Below are 18,970 nucleotides of genomic sequence, written 5' to 3'. Positions count from 1 at the left end.
TCGGGGCGCGGGGCGGAAGGGGACTCCCTTTTGCCGCAAAAGAGCGTTATGGAGCCGCGCTTGAATGAATGCGAAAAAGAGTGGCGCGTGACCGAAAATCTCATCGACAGCGATCCGGTGGATGCCAGCACTGACCGGGATGCCGGCGATGGCGCAGGTTCAGTTGCCCCGGCCAAACGCGTTTTTGTCAAGACGTATGGCTGCCAGATGAATGTCTATGACAGCCAGCGTATGGGCGATGCGCTCGCCGCCGAAGGTTACCGGCCGGTCGACAGCGCAGACGAGGCCGACCTCGTTCTGCTGAACACCTGCCATATCCGCGAGAAGGCGGCCGAGAAGGTCTATTCGGAACTGGGCCGGCTGCGCGACATGAAGCAGGAAAAGCGCGCCGATGGCCGCGAATTCCTGATCGGCGTCACCGGCTGCGTGGCGCAGGCCGAAGGGCCGGAGATCGTCCGTCGCCAGAAGGCCGTCGATATGGTGATCGGTCCGCAGACCTATCACCGGATCGGCGAAGCGGTCCGCCGCGCCCGTGCCGGCGAAACCGTGGTCGAGACGGATTTTCCCGCCGAGGACAAGTTCGATCATCTGCCGATGGCGAAGCCGAAGGTGACGCGCAAGCGTGGCGTCACCGCGTTTCTTACTGTCCAGGAAGGCTGCGACAAATTCTGCACCTTCTGCGTCGTGCCCTATACGCGCGGCGCGGAGGTCTCCCGCCCGCTTGCCCGGCTGGTCGAAGAAGCGCGCGGCCTGACCGAAGCCGGTGTCCGCGAGATCACCCTTCTTGGCCAGAACGTTAATGCCTGGCATGGCGAAGACGCGGCGGGATCGCCCATCGGCCTTGGCGGCCTTTTGCGGACCCTTGCCGAACTGCCGGGTCTGGAACGGCTGCGTTATACCACCTCGCATCCGCGCGACATGGATGACGATCTGATCGCGGCCCATCGCGATCTGCCAGTGCTAATGCCTTATCTGCATCTGCCGGTGCAGTCCGGCTCCGACCGCATCCTGAAGGCGATGAACAGGAAGCACACGGCGGACGAATACCGCGCCGTGATCGCGCGCATCCGCGCCGCGCGACCGGACATCGCGATTTCCGGTGACTTCATTGTCGGTTTTCCCGGCGAAACAGACACCGATTTTGAGGAGACGCTTCGGCTCGTGCGCGACATCGGACACGCTCAGGCCTTCAGCTTCAAATATTCGCCGCGACCCGGCACGCCCGGTGCGGAACTGCCCGACCATGTGCCCGAAGCTGTCAAGGATGAGCGCCTTCAGCGCCTGCAGGCGCTTCTGACGGAGCAGCAGATCGCCTTCGGTCGCTCGAAGATCGGCGAGACGATGGATATTCTGCTGGAAAAGCCCGGTCGCAAACCTGGCCAGCTCATCGGCCGTTCGCCCTGGCTGCAATCGGTCGTGATCGACCAGCCAATCGGTGAAATTGGCGATCTCGTAACCGTGACGGTCACGGAAGCTGGGCCTAACTCCCTTTTTGCCGTGCCTGCCTCTTCCCATATGAGGCAAAAGCGAGTCTCATGAGAAGGTGGAGCCCACAAGCGTGGTCCGCGCTTGTGAGTCGCAGAAAGATCGAGCCGAAGCGAAGGAGCGCAGCTTGAGTCACGTCTCACCGGTGAAGCCCGCGCCCTCCGGCGCGTCGGACATGGCTCATCTTGTACTTGCCTTCGACGACAACAATCTTGCCAGTCGGCTGTTCGGCCAGTTCGATCAGAATCTGGCGCGTATCGAACGCGCCCTTCAGGTCGATCTGCGGGCCACGGGCAACGAAGTGACGATTCGCGGCGGATCGGAGGGCGCGGAGCAGGCGCGCCGCGCGCTCGATTTTCTCTACGATCTGCTGGAAAAGGGCGCGGAACTTGCCCCTTCCGATGTCGACGGGGCGATTCGCATGGCGGTGGCCGCCGACGACCAGCTCGACCTGCCGAACATTGCCGGCAGCCGGGTCGCTGCAGCGCAGATTTCCACCCGCAAGAAGACGATCTATGCCCGCTCGCCTAATCAGGACGCCTACATGCGCGCGCTCGACCGGGCCGAACTGGTGTTCGGCATCGGGCCGGCGGGTACCGGCAAGACCTATCTGGCCGTCGCCCACGCCGCGATGCTGCTGGAGCGCGGCATCGTCGAACGGATCATTCTTTCGCGCCCGGCTGTCGAGGCCGGCGAGCGGCTCGGTTTCCTGCCGGGTGACATGAAGGAAAAGGTCGATCCCTATCTCCGTCCGCTCTACGACGCGCTCTACGACATGATGCCCGCCGACAAGGTGGAACGTGCGCTGACCGCCGGCGTGATCGAAATTGCCCCGCTCGCCTTCATGCGCGGCCGCACGCTCGCCCATGCCTGCGTCATCCTGGACGAAGCGCAGAACACCACGTCCATGCAGATGAAGATGTTCCTGACGCGCCTTGGCGAAGGCGGCCGGATGATCGTGACCGGCGATCCCAGCCAGATCGACCTGCCGCGCGGCACCCATAGCGGTCTGGTCGAAGCGCTGCGTGTGCTGGGTGAGGTTCCTGGTATCGTGAAGGTGCGCTTTCGCGATGTCGATGTGGTTCGTCATCCGCTCGTGGCGGAAATCGTGCGCGCCTATGAGCGTGAAGGCGAGAAGCGGACGGTTGCGCGCTCGTCGGTCACCAAACCGGAAGATGGCGATGAAGGGCCATCCGATGCCTGAACCGACCCGATTGCCCGCAGACGACGAGCACCCTCCCAGTCCCGCGAGTGGCGGGATCGATCTTCTGCTTTCCATCGATAGCGATGGCTGGGGCCAGCCTGATCGACGAGAAGCGCTGGCGGCGCGGGCCGTTGCGGCGGTCATGCGCGAAACGCGTCTGCAGACCGCGGCGGGAAGCTGCGAACTTTCCATCGTGCTCACGGATAATGAAGCGGTACACGCTCTGAACCGGCAGTGGCGCGGCAAGGACCGACCCACCAACGTGCTGTCCTTTCCCGCCTTTGATCTGATGCCGGGCGAAGCGCTCCCGCCCATGTTGGGCGATATTGTCATCGCCCATGGCGTCGTTGCGAAAGAGGCGACCGAGGCCGGCAGAACCTTCGACGATCATCTGACCCATCTCGTCGTCCACGGCTTTCTGCATCTTGCCGGCTGGGATCACGAAACGGACCAAGACGCCGACGCTATGGAGGGACTGGAAACCGCGATCCTCGAAGGGCTCGGCATTGCCGACCCCTACCGCACCGGCCTGGATAAGCGTGACGATGATGGTGGCTTCAGTGAACGGACCTGACGAAATGGCTGACGAAAACGACGAGGGCCGACAATCGGAAGTTGAGCCGGCCGACCAGCAGGCGTCTGCGGCAGGCGAGGACGGCCCCGGTTTTCTGCAACGCCTTTTCGGCGCGCGTCGACCGGGCAGCCTCCGCGCCGATCTGGCCGAGGCGCTGGAATCCTCCGACAGTGACACGGAGAGCTTCTCGCCAACCGAAAAGGCGATGCTGAACAATATTCTGCGCCTTCGCGAGGTTCGGGTCGAGGATGTTATGATCCCGCGTGGCGATATCGAAGGCGTCGAAATCGGCACCACGCTCGGCGAGTTGATGGTCCTTCTGGAAACATCGGGGCGTTCGCGCATGCCGGCCTATGCCGATACGCTGGACGATCCGCGCGGCATGATTCATATCCGCGACGTGCTGGCCCATGTGACGCGCCGCTCCTGTGGCCGCGAGGGGCCGGCGGCCAAGCAGGCCGATGGCCAGATCGATGCGCTGGCAGAACTGGCCGACATGAACCTGACCCGTATCGATTTGGCCAAACCGCTCTCCGATCTCGGCCTTATCCGCCCCGTCCTGTTCGTGCCTGCCTCGATGCTCGCCGGCGATCTGATGGCGAAAATGCAGGCCGCGCGCATTCAGATGGCGCTCGTCATCGATGAATATGGCGGCACGGACGGACTGGTTTCGCTGGAGGACATTGTCGAAGTCGTGTTCGGCGAGATCGAGGACGAGCACGACGATGACGAAGAACCGCTGATCAGCAAGCGCGCCGAGGGCGTCTTCATCGTGGACGCCAAAGCTGAGATTGAGAATGTCGCGGAGGAAATCGGCGAAGATTTCGTGGCCGACGAAGAAATGCTGGAGGATGTCGACACGGTTGGCGGCCTTCTGTTCAACGCGCTCGGCCGCGTGCCGGCGCGCGGCGAGGTCGTGCAGGCGGTGCCGGGTTGGGAATTCCACGTCATCGATGCCGATCCGCGTCGCATCAAACGCGTTCGCATCATCCAGTTGCGGGCCGACCGGCGGCGTCGCGTATCGCGCAGTGGCGACAGCGCTCCGGTCCTACCCGAAGGCGGAACCGAGTAACAGCCGGTTGTGAGTTTCCTTCGCGAAGCCGCTCCGTACCGGATGCTCCCCGGCGGCGTTCGAAGCTGATCGCGGCAGGATCCCGCAATTTTATCGACCGACGCGATCTGATACCACCGGATCGAGGGTGCGATTCGAAAAAAGGGGCGGCGCGCGCGATGCTGGAGGACTTGGCCGGACGCATCGTTCTGCTGTCAGGTTGGCGGCGCCACGGTCTGGCGCTGTTTGTCGGTGCGCTTGGAAGCTTCGCTCAGGCCCCATATGACTTCCCTTTCGTCTGCTTCATCAGCTTTCCGGTACTTATCCTTCTACTGGACGGCGTTGCCGACGGTGGCGGCGCGTTCAGTGCGCGGATCATGCCGGCATTCTCCATCGGGTTCTGGTTCGGTTTCGGCTGGTTTGCCGCAACGCTCTGGTGGGTTGGCGCGGCATTTTTCGTCGAGGCGGATCTGCATGCATGGATGGTGCCGATCGGCGTGATCGTTCTGCCGGCGATTCTGGCCTGCTTTTATGGTGCGGCGGCAGCACTGGCGCGGGTGGTCTGGGCCGACGATCTCGGTCGCGTCTTCGCCCTCGCCGCCAGTTTCGGCATGATGGAATGGTTGCGCACGTTTCTGTTTACGGGCTTCCCATGGGCGCCGGTGGCCGCCGCCGCTATGCCGGTACCGCTTCTGATGCAACCTCTGCCCTTTGTCGGCATGGTCGGTATGAATGTCTTGGCGACCTTCGTTTTCGGCTTGCCTGTGCTGCTGGCCGGGCCGCGCTGGCGACGGGCGGGCCTGTCGCTTCTGGTTCTTCTTATCGCTTCTCAGATTGGCTTTGGCGCTTGGCGTCTGATTATCGCACCCGATAGTGCTGGCCCGGACAATGAGAATGATCGTCTTGCCGTGCGGATCGTGCAGCCTGCTATCGCCCAGACCGAAAAGTGGGACGACGATACGCGAACGGCAATTTTCGAACGCCATCTCGAACTGACGGAGGCGCCGGTCGAGAATGGCGAACTGCCGCAACTGATTGTCTGGCCGGAAACGGCTACGCCCTGGGTGCTGACGCGCCAGCCTTTGGCATTGCTGGCGATTGCCCGTGTGCTGCAACCCGGCCAGACTCTGCTGACCGGATCGGTGCGAGCCTACGGCGAGGGCGCTGCGACCCGATATACGAACGCCGTGCTGGGCATCGACGACACCGGCACGATCATCGGCGGCGCCGACAAGGTGCACCTCGTTCCGCTCGGTGAATATTTGCCGCTGGCCGATCTTCTGTCGCGCTTTGGCTTGACGGAACTGGCAGTCCTGCCCGGCGGTTTCGAGGCTGGCGCACGCCATGAACTGATAGAGTTGCCGGGTCTGCCGGCCATTCTTCCGCTGATCTGTTACGAAACCATCTTTCCACAGGAAGCGGCGGAACTGGAGGGCGATGCAGAGCTGATTCTCAATGTTACGAACGATGCATGGTTCGGTGATACGCCCGGACCGGCTCAGCATTTCCGTCTGGCGCAATATCGCGCCGTGCTGGCCGCACGCCCGATGATCCGTGCAGCAAATAGCGGGATTTCCGGCGTCATCGATGCCCGCGGACGCGTTCTTTCCGGCCTTGCGCTTGGCACTTCGGCAATGCTCGATATCGATGTGCCGCGTTCACCGGACTTGCAACCTATGCGATCAAGGTCTACAATCGGAATATCCCTTATGGTTGTGTTTTGGATATTGGCTCTATTGCTCACGCTTCCATCCCGCCGTGCTTTGGATTGACCGATTGGTCTAGGCAATTTATCCAAACATTCGAGGGGTTGTTCTCACGCGACGCGATTTGCGGTTGCAGATCGGTCCGGACCCGGGCGCCATGCCCCCCGAGGCGCTCGATGAGGAAAAGATGGCGGATGTAAAGAAGAAGCCGAATCCGATCGATGTCCACGTTGGCAGTCGTATTCGTTTGCGGCGCAATATGGTGAGTATGAGCCAGGAGAAACTTGGCGACAATCTCGGAATCACCTTTCAGCAGATCCAGAAATACGAAAAAGGCACCAACCGTGTTGGCGCCAGCCGGCTACAGGCGATCAGCGATATCCTGCAGGTGCCGGTGTCGTTCTTCTTCGAAGGCGCGCCTGGAAATGGCGAGGCGAAGAACGGCGGTTTTGCCGAAGTCGGCAACGCCAATTACGTCGTGGATTTCCTCAATTCCACGGAAGGTCTGCAACTCAACCGCGCCTTCATCAAGATCGGCGACCCGAAGGTGCGCCGCCGGATCATCGATCTGGTCCGTTCGCTGGGCGAGATGGAAGAGAACTGAACGCCGATCTGCTGCGCCCGCAACCTGGACGCGGGTTTTCTCTACGAGCGACGCCGAACACGCTTGACCCTGCTCTGTTCGATTGGCACAAGGCCGCGCGACCTTTCCCGCAAATGAAGGGCGATTCCGCCCGGTCCCGCTGATCGACAACAGGTAAACCAATCGTGCTACGACAGAATTATCACTTCACCAGCGAATCGGTGTCCGAAGGTCATCCCGATAAGGTCTGTGACCGCATCTCTGATGAAATCGTCGATCTGATCTACAAGGAAGCGCGCAAGACCGGCGTTGATCCCTGGACGGTTCGTGTCGCCTGCGAAACGCTGACCACGACCAATCGCGTTGTGATCGCCGGCGAAGTACGCCTGCCGCCGACCCTGATGAAGAAGGACAAGAACGGCCGGGACGTCATCAATCCCACACGGTTCCGTTCGGCCGCCCGCCGCGCGATCCGAGATATCGGCTATGAGCAGGACGGCTTCCACTGGAAAACCTGCAAGATCGATATTCTCCTGCACAGCCAGAGCGCCGATATTGCGCAAGGCGTTGACAATGCTGCAGATCGCCAGGGCGAAGAAGGCGCTGGCGACCAGGGCATCATGTTCGGCTACGCCTGCGATGAGACGCCCGATCTTATGCCTGCGCCGATCTGGTATTCGCACCGTATCCTTCAGCTTCTGGCAGAAGCGCGCCATGCCGGCGAAGGCGATGCCGCCAAGCTTGGGCCGGACGCCAAGAGCCAGGTGACCGTGCGCTATGTGGACGGCAAGCCGAAGGAGGCGACCCAGATCGTCCTGTCGACCCAGCACATGGATGAAAGCTGGGACAACAAAAAGGTTCGCAAGGTTGTCGAGCCATACATCCGCGAGGCGCTCGAAGAAGGCGGCCTGGCCATTGCCGACGACTGCAACTGGTATATCAACCCGACCGGCAAATTCGTCATTGGCGGCCCGGACGGCGATGCCGGCCTGACCGGCCGCAAGATCATTGTCGATACCTATGGAGGCATGGCGCCTCATGGCGGCGGCGCGTTTTCCGGCAAGGACACCACGAAAGTGGACCGTTCGGCCGCTTATGCCGCCCGTTACCTCGCTAAGAACGTGGTGGCTGCCGGACTGGCGGGACGCTGCACGCTTCAGCTATCCTATGCGATCGGCGTGGCCCAGCCGCTTTCCGTCTATGTCGATCTGCATGGCACGGGCCGCGTCACCGCCGAAGCCGTCGAGAAGGCCGTTCGGGAGGTTATGGACCTGTCGCCGACCGGTATCCGCAAACATCTCGACTTGAACAAGCCGATTTACGCCCAGACGGCGGCCTACGGTCATTTCGGCAGGAAGCCGGGTCGCGGCGGCTCGTTCTCCTGGGAAAAGACCGATCTGAAGAAAGCTCTGAAGGACGCGATCCGGCAGGGCGCCTGATTCGCATCCGAACCTGAAGTCTTTCTGCCATGTCGGACGACAAACCCAGAGCGAGCCGGACGACCGACGCCTTTTTCGGCCGGCGCAAGGGAAAGACCCTTCGACCGAAACAGGCCGCGGCGCTTGACCGTGCGAGACGCGGGCGCCTTATCGATCTGTCTGAACCGGCTCCCGCTGATCTGCGCGACCTGTTCTCCGTGCCGGTTGAGGCGGTGCGTTTGGAAATTGGGTTCGGCGGCGGCGAGCGCCTGCATTATGAAAGCGGCCGCTTCGCCCAGATCGGCTTCATCGGTGTGGAGCCCTTCGTCAACGGATTCGCCAAGATGGCGATGGCGCTGGACGCCGAGGACCGACCCAATCTGCGCCTTTACGACGATGACGCCACCTGGCTGCTCGACTGGCTGCCGGACGATTCGCTTGCCGGCATCGATCTTCTTTATCCCGACCCCTGGCCGAAAAAGCGCCATTGGAAGCGCCGGTTTGTCAACGACGCCAATCTCGACCGTTTCGCCCGCGTTCTAAAGCCGGGCGGGGTCTTTCGGTTCGCCTCCGACATCGATACCTATGTGAACTGGACGCTCCAGCACTGTCGCCGGCATGACGCCTTCGAATGGCGCGCCGACGGCCCGCAGCACTGGCGCACGCCCTATGATGGCTGGCCGGGCACACGCTACGAAGCCAAGGCCATCCGCGAAGGACGCCCGCCCGCCTATCTGGCGTTCGAGCGCATCTGACTGGGCTGGATCGCTTTTTCCGCGGGCGTCAGCGGTCTTGCAAATGACGGATCGCGGGCGTATAGGGAGGTCAACTTCTTGGTCGGTCAGACGGAGAGTGGGTCCCCCAGGTCCCGCTCTTTTTTATTACCGGCTTCCTTTTTTGAAGAGAACGGAGCGCGCTTTGTCCGGGTCGGATGATCGCATCATTCACGAAACAGGTGTCGAGGCGCATGTCGCCGCGATTATCGAACCGGTCATGCAGACGCTGGATTTCCGTCTCGTGCGGGTGCGGATCACCGGCCAGAACGGCAAGACGCTTCAGATCTTCGCCGAGAAGACCAACGGCACGATGAGTGTGGAGGATTGCGAAGAGCTGTCGCGCGCCATTTCGCCGGCGCTCGATGTCGACGATCCGATCGAAGGCGCTTACCATCTGGAAGTCTCGTCGCCAGGCATCGACCGGCCGTTGATCGCCAAAAGCGATTTCCGCAATTGGCAGGGTCATCTGGCGAAGATCGAAACGAGCGTGATCCTGTCGGGTCGCCGCAAGTTCCGCGGTTATATCGAGGCTGTCACCGATGACGGCTTCACCTTGAAGCGCGACACGCTCGGCTATGGCGATGAAGTGGAAGTCGCCATTCCCTTCGACACGCTTTCCGATGCCAGGCTTATACTGACGGACGATCTGATCCGCGACGCTCTGGCCAAGGAACGGGCGGTGCGCAAGGCTTTGAAGAAGGGCCTCGATAGCGACAACGACAACGACGATACCGCCGGTTCGGCGGAGGATTGAGATTTCGACCGCCGGAGCGCAAACAGGCGCGGTTGCCGGCGATGACATCAGGAGAAACACCCATGGCTGTCAGTGCGAACAGACTGGAGCTGGTGCAGATCGCCGACGCGGTCGCCCGTGAAAAGAACATCGATCGCCGGATCGTCATCGAGGCGATGGCGGACGCTATTTCCAAGGCGGCCCGCGCCCGATACGGCCAGGAAACGAACATTCGTACCGAGATCAACCCGCAATCGGGCGAGATCAAGCTGCAGCGTCTGCTCGAAGTGGTCGAAGACGTTGAGGACTACCACACCCAGATCCAGCTCGGCGATGCACGCGAGCGTCAGCCGGACGCGGAAGTCGGCATGTTCATTGCCGAGCAGCTGCCGCCGATGGATTTCGGACGGATCGCCGCCCAGTCGGCCAAGCAGGTCATCGTGCAGAAGGTGCGCGAAGCCGAGCGCGACCGTCAGTTTGAAGAATACAAGGATCGCGTCGGCGAGATCGTCAACGGATCGGTTAAACGCGTCGAATACGGCAATGTCATCGTCGATCTCGGCCGGGGCGAGGGCATCATCCGTCGCGACGAGGGTATCCCGCGCGAACTCTACAAATATGGCGACCGTATTCGCGCCTATGTCTACGATGTGCGCCGCGAGCAGCGTGGCCCGCAGGTCTTCCTGTCGCGCAGCCATCCGCAATTCATGGCCAAGCTCTTCCAGATGGAAGTGCCGGAAATCTATGACGGCATCATCGAGATTCGCGCCGTGGCGCGCGATCCGGGCAGCCGCGCCAAGATTGCGGTCATCAGTCGCGATTCCTCCATCGATCCCGTCGGCGCCTGCGTCGGTATGCGCGGTAGCCGTGTTCAGGCCGTTGTCGGCGAACTGTCCGGCGAAAAGATCGACATCATTCCATGGTCGCCCGACGCGGCCTCCTTCATCGTTAATGCACTACAGCCGGCGGAAGTCGCCAAGGTCGTTCTCGACGAGGACGCCAACCGCATCGAAGTTGTGGTGCCGGACGACCAGCAGAGCCTGGCCATCGGCCGCCGCGGTCAGAATGTGCGTCTCGCCAGCCAACTGACCGGATGGGCGATCGATATTCTCACCGAAGAGAAGGAGAGCGAACGCCGCCAGGCGGAGTTCCAGGAACGCTCCGAACTCTTCATGGAAGCGCTCGACGTCGACGAGATGGTTGGCCAGGTGCTTGCGTCCGAAGGCTTCACGTCCATCGAGGAAGTGGCCTATGTCGAACCGGAAGAAATTTCGGAGATTGACGGCTTCGATGCCGAGACGGCGGAGGAAATCCAGACCCGTGCCCGCGAATATCTCGAGCGGATCGAAGGCGAACTGGACGAAAAGCGCCGCGAACTGGGCGTCGAGGACGAACTGCGTGACATTCCCGGCCTGACCTCGGCGATGATGGTTGCCGTCGGTGAAAAAGATGAAGTGAAGACGATGGAAGACTTCGCCGGTTATGCTGTCGACGATCTGACCGGCTGGCGTGAACGCAAGGACGGCGAAACGATCATCTATGAGGGCACACTCTCCGATTTCGGCGTGAGCGCCGAAGAGGCCGAGGCGATGATCATGCATGCCCGCCAGGCCGTTGGCTGGGTGACCGAAGAGGAAGAGGCCGAAGGCGACGCTGGCGCCGAAGCCGAGGCCGAAGAAGCGAGCGTCTGACGCCATGATTGGCGTCGGGGAGAAGTCGATTGGAAGCGATGGCCACCCGCACATGCATTGTGACGCGAGCGAAGGCGGAGCGCGGTAACGCGCTGTTGCGTTTCGTCGCGGGCCCGGATGGCTCGCTCGTTCCGGATCTGAAAGCTTCTCTGCCTGGTAGGGGTTGCTGGGTACGCGCCGAGCGCCGATATATAGAAGAAGCGGTAAAGCGCCGCGCCTTTTCCCGCGCCCTGAAGACCGATGTCGCGGTGCCGCCGGATCTGGCGGATCGGGTCGACCGGTTGCTGGCCGAACGTGCGCTTGGCGCGCTGGGTCTGGCGCGCAAGAGCGGTCGGGCCGTTATCGGTGCGGCAAAGGTGGATGCGAAGATTCGCTCCGGCGAGGCGGCCTGTGTGCTTCATGCGACCGATGGTGCGCAGGACGGTCTGCGCAAGGTGGAGCAGGCGGCCACGGCAACCCGCCATCTTGGTGGCCCGGACATCCCGGTTTACCGACTTTTCGATGCCGAACAATTGGGTTTGGCATTGGGGGCGGGAAGTGTGATACATGCTGCCGTGCTTGGTCATCCGGCCGGGCAGGCGGCATTCGAGCGCGTGTTGGCGCTGGCGCTCTACCGGCAGGGACCGGCGGAGCACGAAGGAACTGCGGACGAAGCCGCAATGAAGGATACGGAATGAGCGACGACAAGAACGACGATAAGACGACCCTCAAGGTCCGGCCGAAGCTCGGCTTGCGTCCCTCCGGCAATCAGGCTGGTACGGTGCGGCAGAATTTCAGCCATGGCCGCAGCAAGGCCGTCGTCGTTGAAACGAAGAAGCGCAAGTTCACACGGCCCGAAGACCGGCAGGCGGACGCGGCAGCGCCCGCAGCCCCTGAACCGAAGGTCGAGGCAAAGGCTCCGCCGCAGCAGCGCCAGGCCCCGGCCGCAGCGCCCCAGCCCAGGCGACCGGCAGTAGCGAAGGGTGGCGGCGGACGGCTGTCCAGCGCCGAGATGGAAGCTCGCGCCCGCGCGCTTGAAGAAGCCAAGGCCCGTGAATCCGTTGAGCGTGAGGCGGCGGCTCAGGAAGCCAAGCGCCTGGCTGAGGAAGATGCCAAGCGTGAGGCCGAACGCGCCGAAGCAGAACGCAAGGCTGCCGAGGAAGCCGCCCGTCTGCAGGCCGAGGCCGAGGCGAAGGCCGTGGTCGAGGAAAAGCGCGGCGGCAAGCGTGTCGACGATGTGGCCCGCAAGGAAGCCAAGGCGATCGATGCGCCGGTCGAGGAGCGGTCCGCAGGGCGGCAGGCGACCCCGCAGCGCAAGGAAACCAAGGCTCGCGAGAACGAAGCCGCACGCCCGGCCAAACCGCGTGCGGACGACAATCGTCGCCGTTCCGGCAAGCTGACATTGAACCGCGCCCTGAACGATGATGAGGGCCGCAGCCGCTCGCTCTCCTCGATGCGCCGCCGTCAGGAAAAGGCGCGGCGTGGCGGTCAGTCCAGCGGCCCGCGCGAAAAGGTGATGCGCGAAGTGACCGTGCCCGAGACCATTTCCGTGCAGGATCTGGCCCAGCGCATGGCCGAACGCGCCGTCGACGTGGTCAAGCTGATGATGCAGCAGGGCCAGATGCTCAAGCCCGGCGATATCATCGACGCCGACACCGCCGAACTGATCGCGACCGAGATGGGTCATACCGTCAAGCGCGTTTCCGAAAGCGACATCGAACTTGGCCTCCACGATGTGGAAGATCGGGAAGAGGACATGCAGAGCCGTCCGCCCGTCGTGACCATTATGGGCCATGTCGATCACGGCAAGACATCGCTGCTGGATGCGATCCGCGAAGCCAATGTGGTGTCCGGGGAAGCTGGTGGCATCACCCAGCATATCGGCGCCTATCAGGTCGAGAAGGACGGTCAGAAGATCACCTTCATCGATACGCCCGGCCACGCGGCCTTTACGGCGATGCGCGCCCGTGGCGCCGAAGTCACCGATATCGCCATTCTGGTGGTCGCGGCCGATGATAGCGTGATGCCGCAAACCATCGAATCCATCAATCATGCCAAGGCGGCGGGTGTGCCGATCATCGTTGCGATCAACAAGATCGACAAACCCGCAGCGGACGCCAGCAAGGTGCGCACCGAATTGCTGCAGCACGAGGTTTTCGTGGAAAGCATGGGCGGTGAGGTTCTGGACGTCGAGGTGTCGGCGACCAAGAAGACCAATCTCGATGGCCTTCTCGAGGCCATCCTGCTGCAGTCCGAATTGCTCGATCTGAAGGCCAACCCGGATCGGCCGGCAGAGGGCTCGGTGGTCGAAGCGCAGCTCGACAAGGGCCGTGGCTCGGTCGCGACCGTTCTGGTGCAGGCCGGCACGCTGCGGACCGGCGATATCGTTGTGGCCGGCAATGAATGGGGCCGTGTCCGTGCGCTCGTCGACAGCACCGGTGAGCAACTTAAGGAAGCCGGCCCTTCCATGCCGGTGGAACTGCTGGGTCTGTCAGGTACGCCGCAGGCCGGCGACCGGCTTGCCGTGGTGGAGAACGAGGCGCGTGCCCGTGAAATCTCCGATTATCGTCAGCGTTTGGCGCGTGAAAAGCAGGTGGCCCGTCAGGCTGGTTCGCGCGGCTCGCTCGAACAGATGATGGCGCAGGCGCAGGCCAACCAGATCACGGAGTTCCCGCTGCTCATCAAGGCCGATGTGCAGGGTTCGGCCGAAGCGATCATCGGTGCGCTGGAAAAAGTCGGCAATGACGAGGTGCAGGTGCGCGTCGTCCATGCTGGCGCCGGCGCCATCACCGAGAGCGACATAAGCCTGGCCGAAGCGTCCAACGCCGCGATCATCGCCTTCAATGTCCGCGCCAACAAGCAGGCGCGCGATGCCTCCGAGCAGAACGGTACGGAAATTCGCTATTACAACATCATCTACGATCTGGTGGACGATGTGAAAGCGGCCATGAGCGGCCTTCTTTCGCCGGAGATGCGCGAGACCTTCATCGGCTACGCCGAGATACTGGAAGTCTTCAACATCACCAAGGTCGGCAAGGTGGCCGGTTGCCGCGTAACCGAAGGGCGCGTTGAGCGCGGCGCCGGCGTGCGCCTGCTGCGTGATAATGTCGTCATCCACACCGGCAAGCTGAAGACGCTGAAGCGCTTCAAGGATGAAGTGTCCGAGGTGCAGTCCGGGCAGGAATGCGGCATGGCCTTCGAAAATTACGAGGACATTCGTGAAAAGGATGTCATCGAATGCTTCACGGTCGAAGAGGTCGCGCGCTCGCTCTGACCGATACCGCGACAGCAGACAATCGACAGGGCGGGGCCGAAAGGTCCCGCCTTTTCTTTGTTCGTGGCGTTCCCTTTGCGAGGCTGGGCGATAGGTCTTCCTGAACCGTTCAACCGATACCGGAACCCGATGATGACCGAGCGCCTAGCCGATGCCGACTTCGACCTCCTTTTCCGCGATGCCCGCACTGCGCAGGGCTTCACTGACGAGGACGTGTCGGAAGAGACGATCCGCGAACTTTACGATCTGTTGAAATTCGGCCCGACTTCCAGCAATTCCTGTCCGGCGCGTTTCCTCTTCATCGCCCGCGGGTCGGAAGCGAAAGCGCGGCTCATTCCGCATATGAGCGATGGCAACAAGGAAAAGACGGAGAAGGCGCCCTGGACCGTGGTCGTGGCCTACGACACGGCATTCCCTAAGGCGATGTCGATTCTGTTTCCGCCAAAGCCGACACGGTTTGAGAATCTTTCGGACAACCCTGAGAAATTTCAGAACCATGTCGTTCTCAATTCCAGCCTTCAGGGCGCTTATTTGATCCTTGCAGCGCGAGGCCTTGGGCTCGATTGCGGCCCGATGGGCGGGTTCGATGCCGATGGCGTCGATGCGGAGTTCTTCAGGGACGATGAGAAGCGTGGCAATTGGCGGTCGAGCTGGCTCTGCAATCTCGGTCATATGACTCCCGCAAAGCATGAGCGCCTGCCGCGGCTGACGTTTGAGCAGGCGGCCGATATTTTGGCCTAGCAGCCATAAAAGTCGGCGATTCAATAAGGAAGAAAAAAGGGGACTGGCCAAAGCGGGCCAGCTTCGCTATAGCGCCGCCTCATTTCCTGTCGGGCCGGTTCCATCCCGTCCTGTCGCCATCCTGAAAGGAAGGCCGTCCATGTCCCGTTTCGATCGTTCCAAGGGCCCCAGCCAGCGGCAATTGCGTGTCGGCGAACAGGTTCGTCACGCCATCGCTGAAATGCTGCAACGCGGGGAAATTTCCGATCCCGTTCTGGATGGCGCGGTGATCTCCGTTTCCGAAGTGGCGATGAGCCCCGATCTGAAAATCGGCACCGTCTTCATTACGCCGATGGGCAGCGACAAGGGTGACGAGATCGTCAAAGCGCTCGCGCGCCATCGCAGCTTCATTCGAAAGCGTGTCTCAACCGCGCTAAAACACATGAAATACATGCCGGACTTCCGGTTTCGTATCGATACCAGCTTCGACAATTTCAGCCGCATCGACAATGTATTGCGCAGCCCGGAGGTGGCGCGTGATCTCGACCGGTTCGATGAAGGCGACCGGGAGAATGACGAATGAGCGACGACGGCCGCAACCGGCGCGGCGGCAAACCGAAAGGCAAGGGGCCGCGTCAGCGCAAGAAGAAGGGCCGCCCGGTCAGTGGCTGGGTCATTCTCGACAAGCCTTTCGGCATGGGCTCCACAGAAGCCGTCTCAAAGATCAAATGGCTGTTCAATGCCGAAAAGGCCGGCCATGCCGGTACGCTCGACCCGCTGGCATCCGGCATGTTGCCGATCGCGCTGGGTGAGGCGACGAAGACCGTGCCCTTCGTTATGGACGGCATCAAAGTCTACCGCTTCACGGTGAGTTGGGGTGAGGAACGGTCCACCGACGATCTGGAAGGCGAAGTGACCGAAACATCGGAAGCACGGCCTTCGCGGGAGGCGCTCGAGGCCATTCTTGACGACTATACCGGCGTCATCATGCAGGTGCCGCCGCAGTTCTCGGCCATCAAGATCGGCGGCGAACGCGCCTACGACGTCGCGCGCGGCGGCGAGGTGATGGAGATTCCGGCCCGGGAGGTCGAGATCGACAAGCTCGACATTATCGAAATGGACGAGGCGGCGGGCCGAACCGTCTTCGAGGTCGAATGCGGCAAGGGTACCTATGTCCGTTCTCTTGCCCGCGACATGGGTCGCCAGCTTGGCTGCTACGGCCATATCAGCGAATTGCGCCGGATCGAGGTCGCCCCCTTCGTGGAAGAGGATTTCGTCACGCTCGAAGCTCTCGAAGCCGCACGGAAGACCGGCGATGACGAGGTTGCCGCAGCGGTTGCGGCCGATGAGGCCGCGCGCGAACGCGGCGAGGAGCCGGCAGAGCGCCCGCGCATCGAACGCTTCGCCGCGCTAGACGATCTGCTGATCGCGACGGCCGCCGCGCTTGAAGACCTGCCGCATGTCGCGCTGAACGACGATGCGGCGACGCGCGTGCGCCTCGGCAATGCGGTCATCATCCGGGGACGCGACGCCCCGGCCGAAGCGGAAGAGGCTTTCGTCACCAATCGGGGCCGGCTGGTCGCGCTTGGGGCGATCGAAGCCGGTCAGTTTCAGCCGAAGCGCGTCTTCACCCATAGCTGATCGTCGGGTCTGGCCTTTTCTTTCACTGCCTTCGCGCTTTCTTTCTTATCGATAGCGCATTGCGAGGGGACACCGCCATGGCCGAACTGTCCGAAACGGTTGACGACAAGCCGAAGCGCAGCCGCCGCAGAAAGCAGAGAACGAAATCCCGCCGTGCCCCGGTCGGCGCACCGCCCGGTACGCTGATCGCCGATCCCGACGCGCATCCGCCACGCCTCACGCTTCGTCTGCTGGGCGAAGATGGCCGTCACGAAATCCATGACGGTGTCACGCTCTCCGATGTGGACCGGCTGAAGAGCGGCTGGTCGAAACTGTGGCTGGACTGCACGGGGCTGGCGCAGGCCGGGCTGATCGAGGAGATCGGCCGGCGGTTCGGGTTCCACCCTCTGGCGCTGGAGGATGTGCTGAATGTCGGCCAGCGACCGAAAGCGGAATTTCACGATGACCATCTCTTCGTGGTCCTTCCGATGCTCGATACTCACGACGATCGGGCGCGCGAACAGATCACCATCTTCTTCAGCCGCGATTTCGTCATTACCTTTCAGGAGCGGCCGGGCGACGTTTTCGATCCGGTCCGAAAGCGCATCGATGCCGGCGGCAAGCGTCTGTTCGGCCGTGGCGCGGACTACCTGGCCTACGCTCTGATCGACGCGATTGTCGATGGCTACTTCCCGCTTCTGGAAACCCGTAGCGAAGAGATCGACCGGATCGAGGAAGAGGTTCTGCATTCCGCCGAACAGGAACAGCTGACGCGTATGTACGAGCTGCGTCGCGAGGTCCGCCATCTGCTGCGGATTTTGTGGCCGCTGCGCGATGCGATCGCCACGCTGGTCCGCACAGACAACGATATTCTGTCGGACGACACGAGGCGCTTTCTGACCGACACGCAGGACCACGCGATCCAGCTTCTGGAGATGAGCGAAACCCACCGAGACACGCTGACGGGCCTGATCGAACTGCATATGAGCCTGGCCTCGGCGCGCACCAACGAGGTGGTGAACCTTCTAACCATCGTCTCGACCATCTTCATCCCGCTGGGCTTCCTCGCGGGGCTTTGGGGCATGAATTTCGATCCGGACGTGTCGCCCTGGAACATGCCGGAACTGAGCTTCTATTTCGGCTACCCGACGGCGCTTGGCCTGATGCTGGTCATCGCGCTCGGCCTGCTCTGGTTTTTCCGGCGAAAGGGCTGGCTGGGCGGCAATTGAAGCGCAATGAACGCTTGTCAACTTCTCGTGAGGACGGCCGTCGGCGAATTGACCGCTAGGGCCCGCAATCCCGAGTCTGACCAGCGTTGGCCGAAAGCGCCGATGCAATTGGGGAGGTTGCACGAATGTCCGGAAAGCTTTTTTTGCGAACCGTTCTGTCCGCCGGGCTGGCCCTGCCGGCTCTGCCAGCCTTGGCGGTTTCGATTCACATCGAACCGCCAATGCGCAGCGAGCGACCTGTGACAAAGGTCCAGGCCTGCGGCTGGTTCATCGTTCTGCGTTGCGGTCGCAGCCAAAGAGCGGCCAGATCCTTCCTCGATCAGCTTGGCGGACCGGGTGTGGGCGGCGGCGCCGGCACGCGCGTCATCGATACCAACTAGTATCCCAATTTCCGCAACGGGTTCTACTGCGTAATGGATGGTCCCTATTCGTCTCGTGGCGCCGCAGAATCCATCGCCTGGCGTGAGGCTGTGCCGGATGCCTACGTCAAAAGCGGTTGTTGACGCCGCGGCTTCCATTTCCGCCACAAATGGCCTATAGGCACGCCATTGGCCGGTGAGGTTCGATCCTCTCCGGCTATTTGTCATGGCCCACGCTGGACGACATCCCGGCGAAGGGCGTCCCGATCCTCCTGATTTTGAAAGGACAATCCGATGTCGATCACTGCCGAGCGTAAGGCCGAACTGATCAAGGAATACGCAACCGCCGAAGGCGACACCGGTTCGCCCGAAGTGCAGGTCGCGATCCTGACCGAGCGCATCACCAATCTGACCGAGCACTTCAAGGGCCACAAGAAGGATAACCATTCCCGCCGTGGTCTGCTAAAGCTCGTCTCGACCCGCCGCAGCCTGCTGGACTACGTCAAGAAGAAGGATGAGGAGCGTTACCGCAAGCTCATCCAGAGCCTCGGCATCCGCCGCTAAGGCG

At 62.1% G+C, this 18,970-nt stretch carries 18 protein-coding genes; all 18 read left to right on the top strand.

Annotated elements, in window-relative coordinates; translation table 11 throughout:
• The first annotated feature begins 117 nt into the window (after positions 1 to 117).
• Entirely contained in the window at positions 118 to 1,539 is a 1,422-nt protein-coding gene (miaB, locus tag B7H23_RS02530; RefSeq protein WP_276294079.1) for a tRNA (N6-isopentenyl adenosine(37)-C2)-methylthiotransferase MiaB, read from the top strand.
• A 121-nt stretch (positions 1,540 to 1,660) separates the two neighbouring features.
• Complete coding sequence (locus B7H23_RS02525) at positions 1,661 to 2,689, top strand: PhoH family protein (RefSeq protein WP_094076827.1); 1,029 nt, start codon at positions 1,661 to 1,663, stop codon at positions 2,687 to 2,689.
• A complete protein-coding gene (gene ybeY, locus B7H23_RS02520; RefSeq protein WP_094076826.1) occupies positions 2,682 to 3,263 on the top strand; it encodes an rRNA maturation RNase YbeY in 582 nt (193 codons plus the stop codon). Before B7H23_RS02525 ends, ybeY begins: the two co-directional genes overlap by 8 nt.
• 4 nt (positions 3,264 to 3,267) lie before the next feature.
• The gene (locus B7H23_RS02515; RefSeq protein WP_240534947.1) at positions 3,268 to 4,335 is read left to right on the top strand and encodes a hemolysin family protein; all 1,068 of its coding nucleotides are present in this window, start codon (positions 3,268 to 3,270) and stop codon (positions 4,333 to 4,335) included.
• A gap of 161 nt (positions 4,336 to 4,496) precedes the next feature.
• Positions 4,497 to 6,086: an apolipoprotein N-acyltransferase gene (gene lnt / locus B7H23_RS02510; RefSeq protein ID WP_094076825.1), complete on the top strand. Its 1,590-nt coding sequence runs from the start codon at positions 4,497 to 4,499 to the stop codon at positions 6,084 to 6,086.
• A 121-nt stretch (positions 6,087 to 6,207) separates the two neighbouring features.
• Positions 6,208 to 6,624, top strand: a complete 417-nt coding sequence (locus tag B7H23_RS02505; RefSeq protein ID WP_094076824.1) for a helix-turn-helix domain-containing protein — start codon at positions 6,208 to 6,210, stop codon at positions 6,622 to 6,624.
• Positions 6,625 to 6,788: 164 nt separating this feature from the next.
• Positions 6,789 to 8,042 (top strand): methionine adenosyltransferase, encoded by a 1,254-nt coding sequence (gene metK, locus B7H23_RS02500; RefSeq protein WP_094075811.1) that lies wholly within the window; start codon positions 6,789 to 6,791, stop codon positions 8,040 to 8,042.
• 29 nt (positions 8,043 to 8,071) lie between these two features.
• The gene (gene trmB, locus B7H23_RS02495; protein ID WP_094075810.1) at positions 8,072 to 8,776 is read left to right on the top strand and encodes a tRNA (guanine(46)-N(7))-methyltransferase TrmB; all 705 of its coding nucleotides are present in this window, start codon (positions 8,072 to 8,074) and stop codon (positions 8,774 to 8,776) included.
• Positions 8,777 to 8,939: 163 nt separating this feature from the next.
• Positions 8,940 to 9,551 carry a ribosome maturation factor RimP gene (gene rimP / locus B7H23_RS02490; RefSeq protein WP_240534946.1) on the top strand — a complete coding sequence of 204 codons (612 nt, stop codon included), beginning with the start codon at positions 8,940 to 8,942 and terminating at the stop codon, positions 9,549 to 9,551.
• 62 nt (positions 9,552 to 9,613) lie between these two features.
• On the top strand, positions 9,614 to 11,221 hold the full coding sequence (gene nusA / locus B7H23_RS02485; protein WP_094075808.1) for a transcription termination factor NusA: 1,608 nt from the start codon (positions 9,614 to 9,616) through the stop codon (positions 11,219 to 11,221).
• A 38-nt stretch (positions 11,222 to 11,259) separates the two neighbouring features.
• Entirely contained in the window at positions 11,260 to 11,898 is a 639-nt protein-coding gene (locus tag B7H23_RS02480; protein ID WP_094075807.1) for an RNA-binding protein, read from the top strand.
• Positions 11,895 to 14,474: a translation initiation factor IF-2 gene (gene infB, locus B7H23_RS02475; protein ID WP_094075806.1), complete on the top strand. Its 2,580-nt coding sequence runs from the start codon at positions 11,895 to 11,897 to the stop codon at positions 14,472 to 14,474. The genes B7H23_RS02480 and infB overlap by 4 nt, the downstream gene beginning before the upstream one ends.
• A 129-nt stretch (positions 14,475 to 14,603) precedes the next feature.
• On the top strand, positions 14,604 to 15,215 hold the full coding sequence (locus B7H23_RS02470) for a malonic semialdehyde reductase (protein WP_240534945.1): 612 nt from the start codon (positions 14,604 to 14,606) through the stop codon (positions 15,213 to 15,215).
• Positions 15,216 to 15,354: 139 nt separating this feature from the next.
• Entirely contained in the window at positions 15,355 to 15,777 is a 423-nt protein-coding gene (gene rbfA, locus B7H23_RS02465; protein ID WP_094075805.1) for a 30S ribosome-binding factor RbfA, read from the top strand.
• Positions 15,774 to 16,835 (top strand): tRNA pseudouridine(55) synthase TruB, encoded by a 1,062-nt coding sequence (gene truB / locus B7H23_RS02460; RefSeq protein WP_094075804.1) that lies wholly within the window; start codon positions 15,774 to 15,776, stop codon positions 16,833 to 16,835. Before rbfA ends, truB begins: the two co-directional genes overlap by 4 nt.
• 77 nt (positions 16,836 to 16,912) lie before the next feature.
• Positions 16,913 to 18,043: a magnesium/cobalt transporter CorA gene (gene corA / locus B7H23_RS02455; RefSeq protein WP_094075803.1), complete on the top strand. Its 1,131-nt coding sequence runs from the start codon at positions 16,913 to 16,915 to the stop codon at positions 18,041 to 18,043.
• Positions 18,044 to 18,168: 125 nt separating this feature from the next.
• A complete protein-coding gene (locus B7H23_RS02450; protein ID WP_094075802.1) occupies positions 18,169 to 18,423 on the top strand; it encodes a hypothetical protein in 255 nt (84 codons plus the stop codon).
• A 273-nt stretch (positions 18,424 to 18,696) separates the two neighbouring features.
• On the top strand, positions 18,697 to 18,966 hold the full coding sequence (rpsO, locus tag B7H23_RS02445) for a 30S ribosomal protein S15 (protein ID WP_094075801.1): 270 nt from the start codon (positions 18,697 to 18,699) through the stop codon (positions 18,964 to 18,966).
• The last annotated feature ends 4 nt before the right edge of the window (positions 18,967 to 18,970 follow it).

The sequence above is a fragment of the Notoacmeibacter marinus genome, assembly GCF_002238045.1.
Classification (GTDB): domain Bacteria; phylum Pseudomonadota; class Alphaproteobacteria; order Rhizobiales; family Rhizobiaceae; genus Notoacmeibacter; species Notoacmeibacter marinus.
This window is presented reverse-complemented; position numbering and strand designations above follow the sequence as displayed.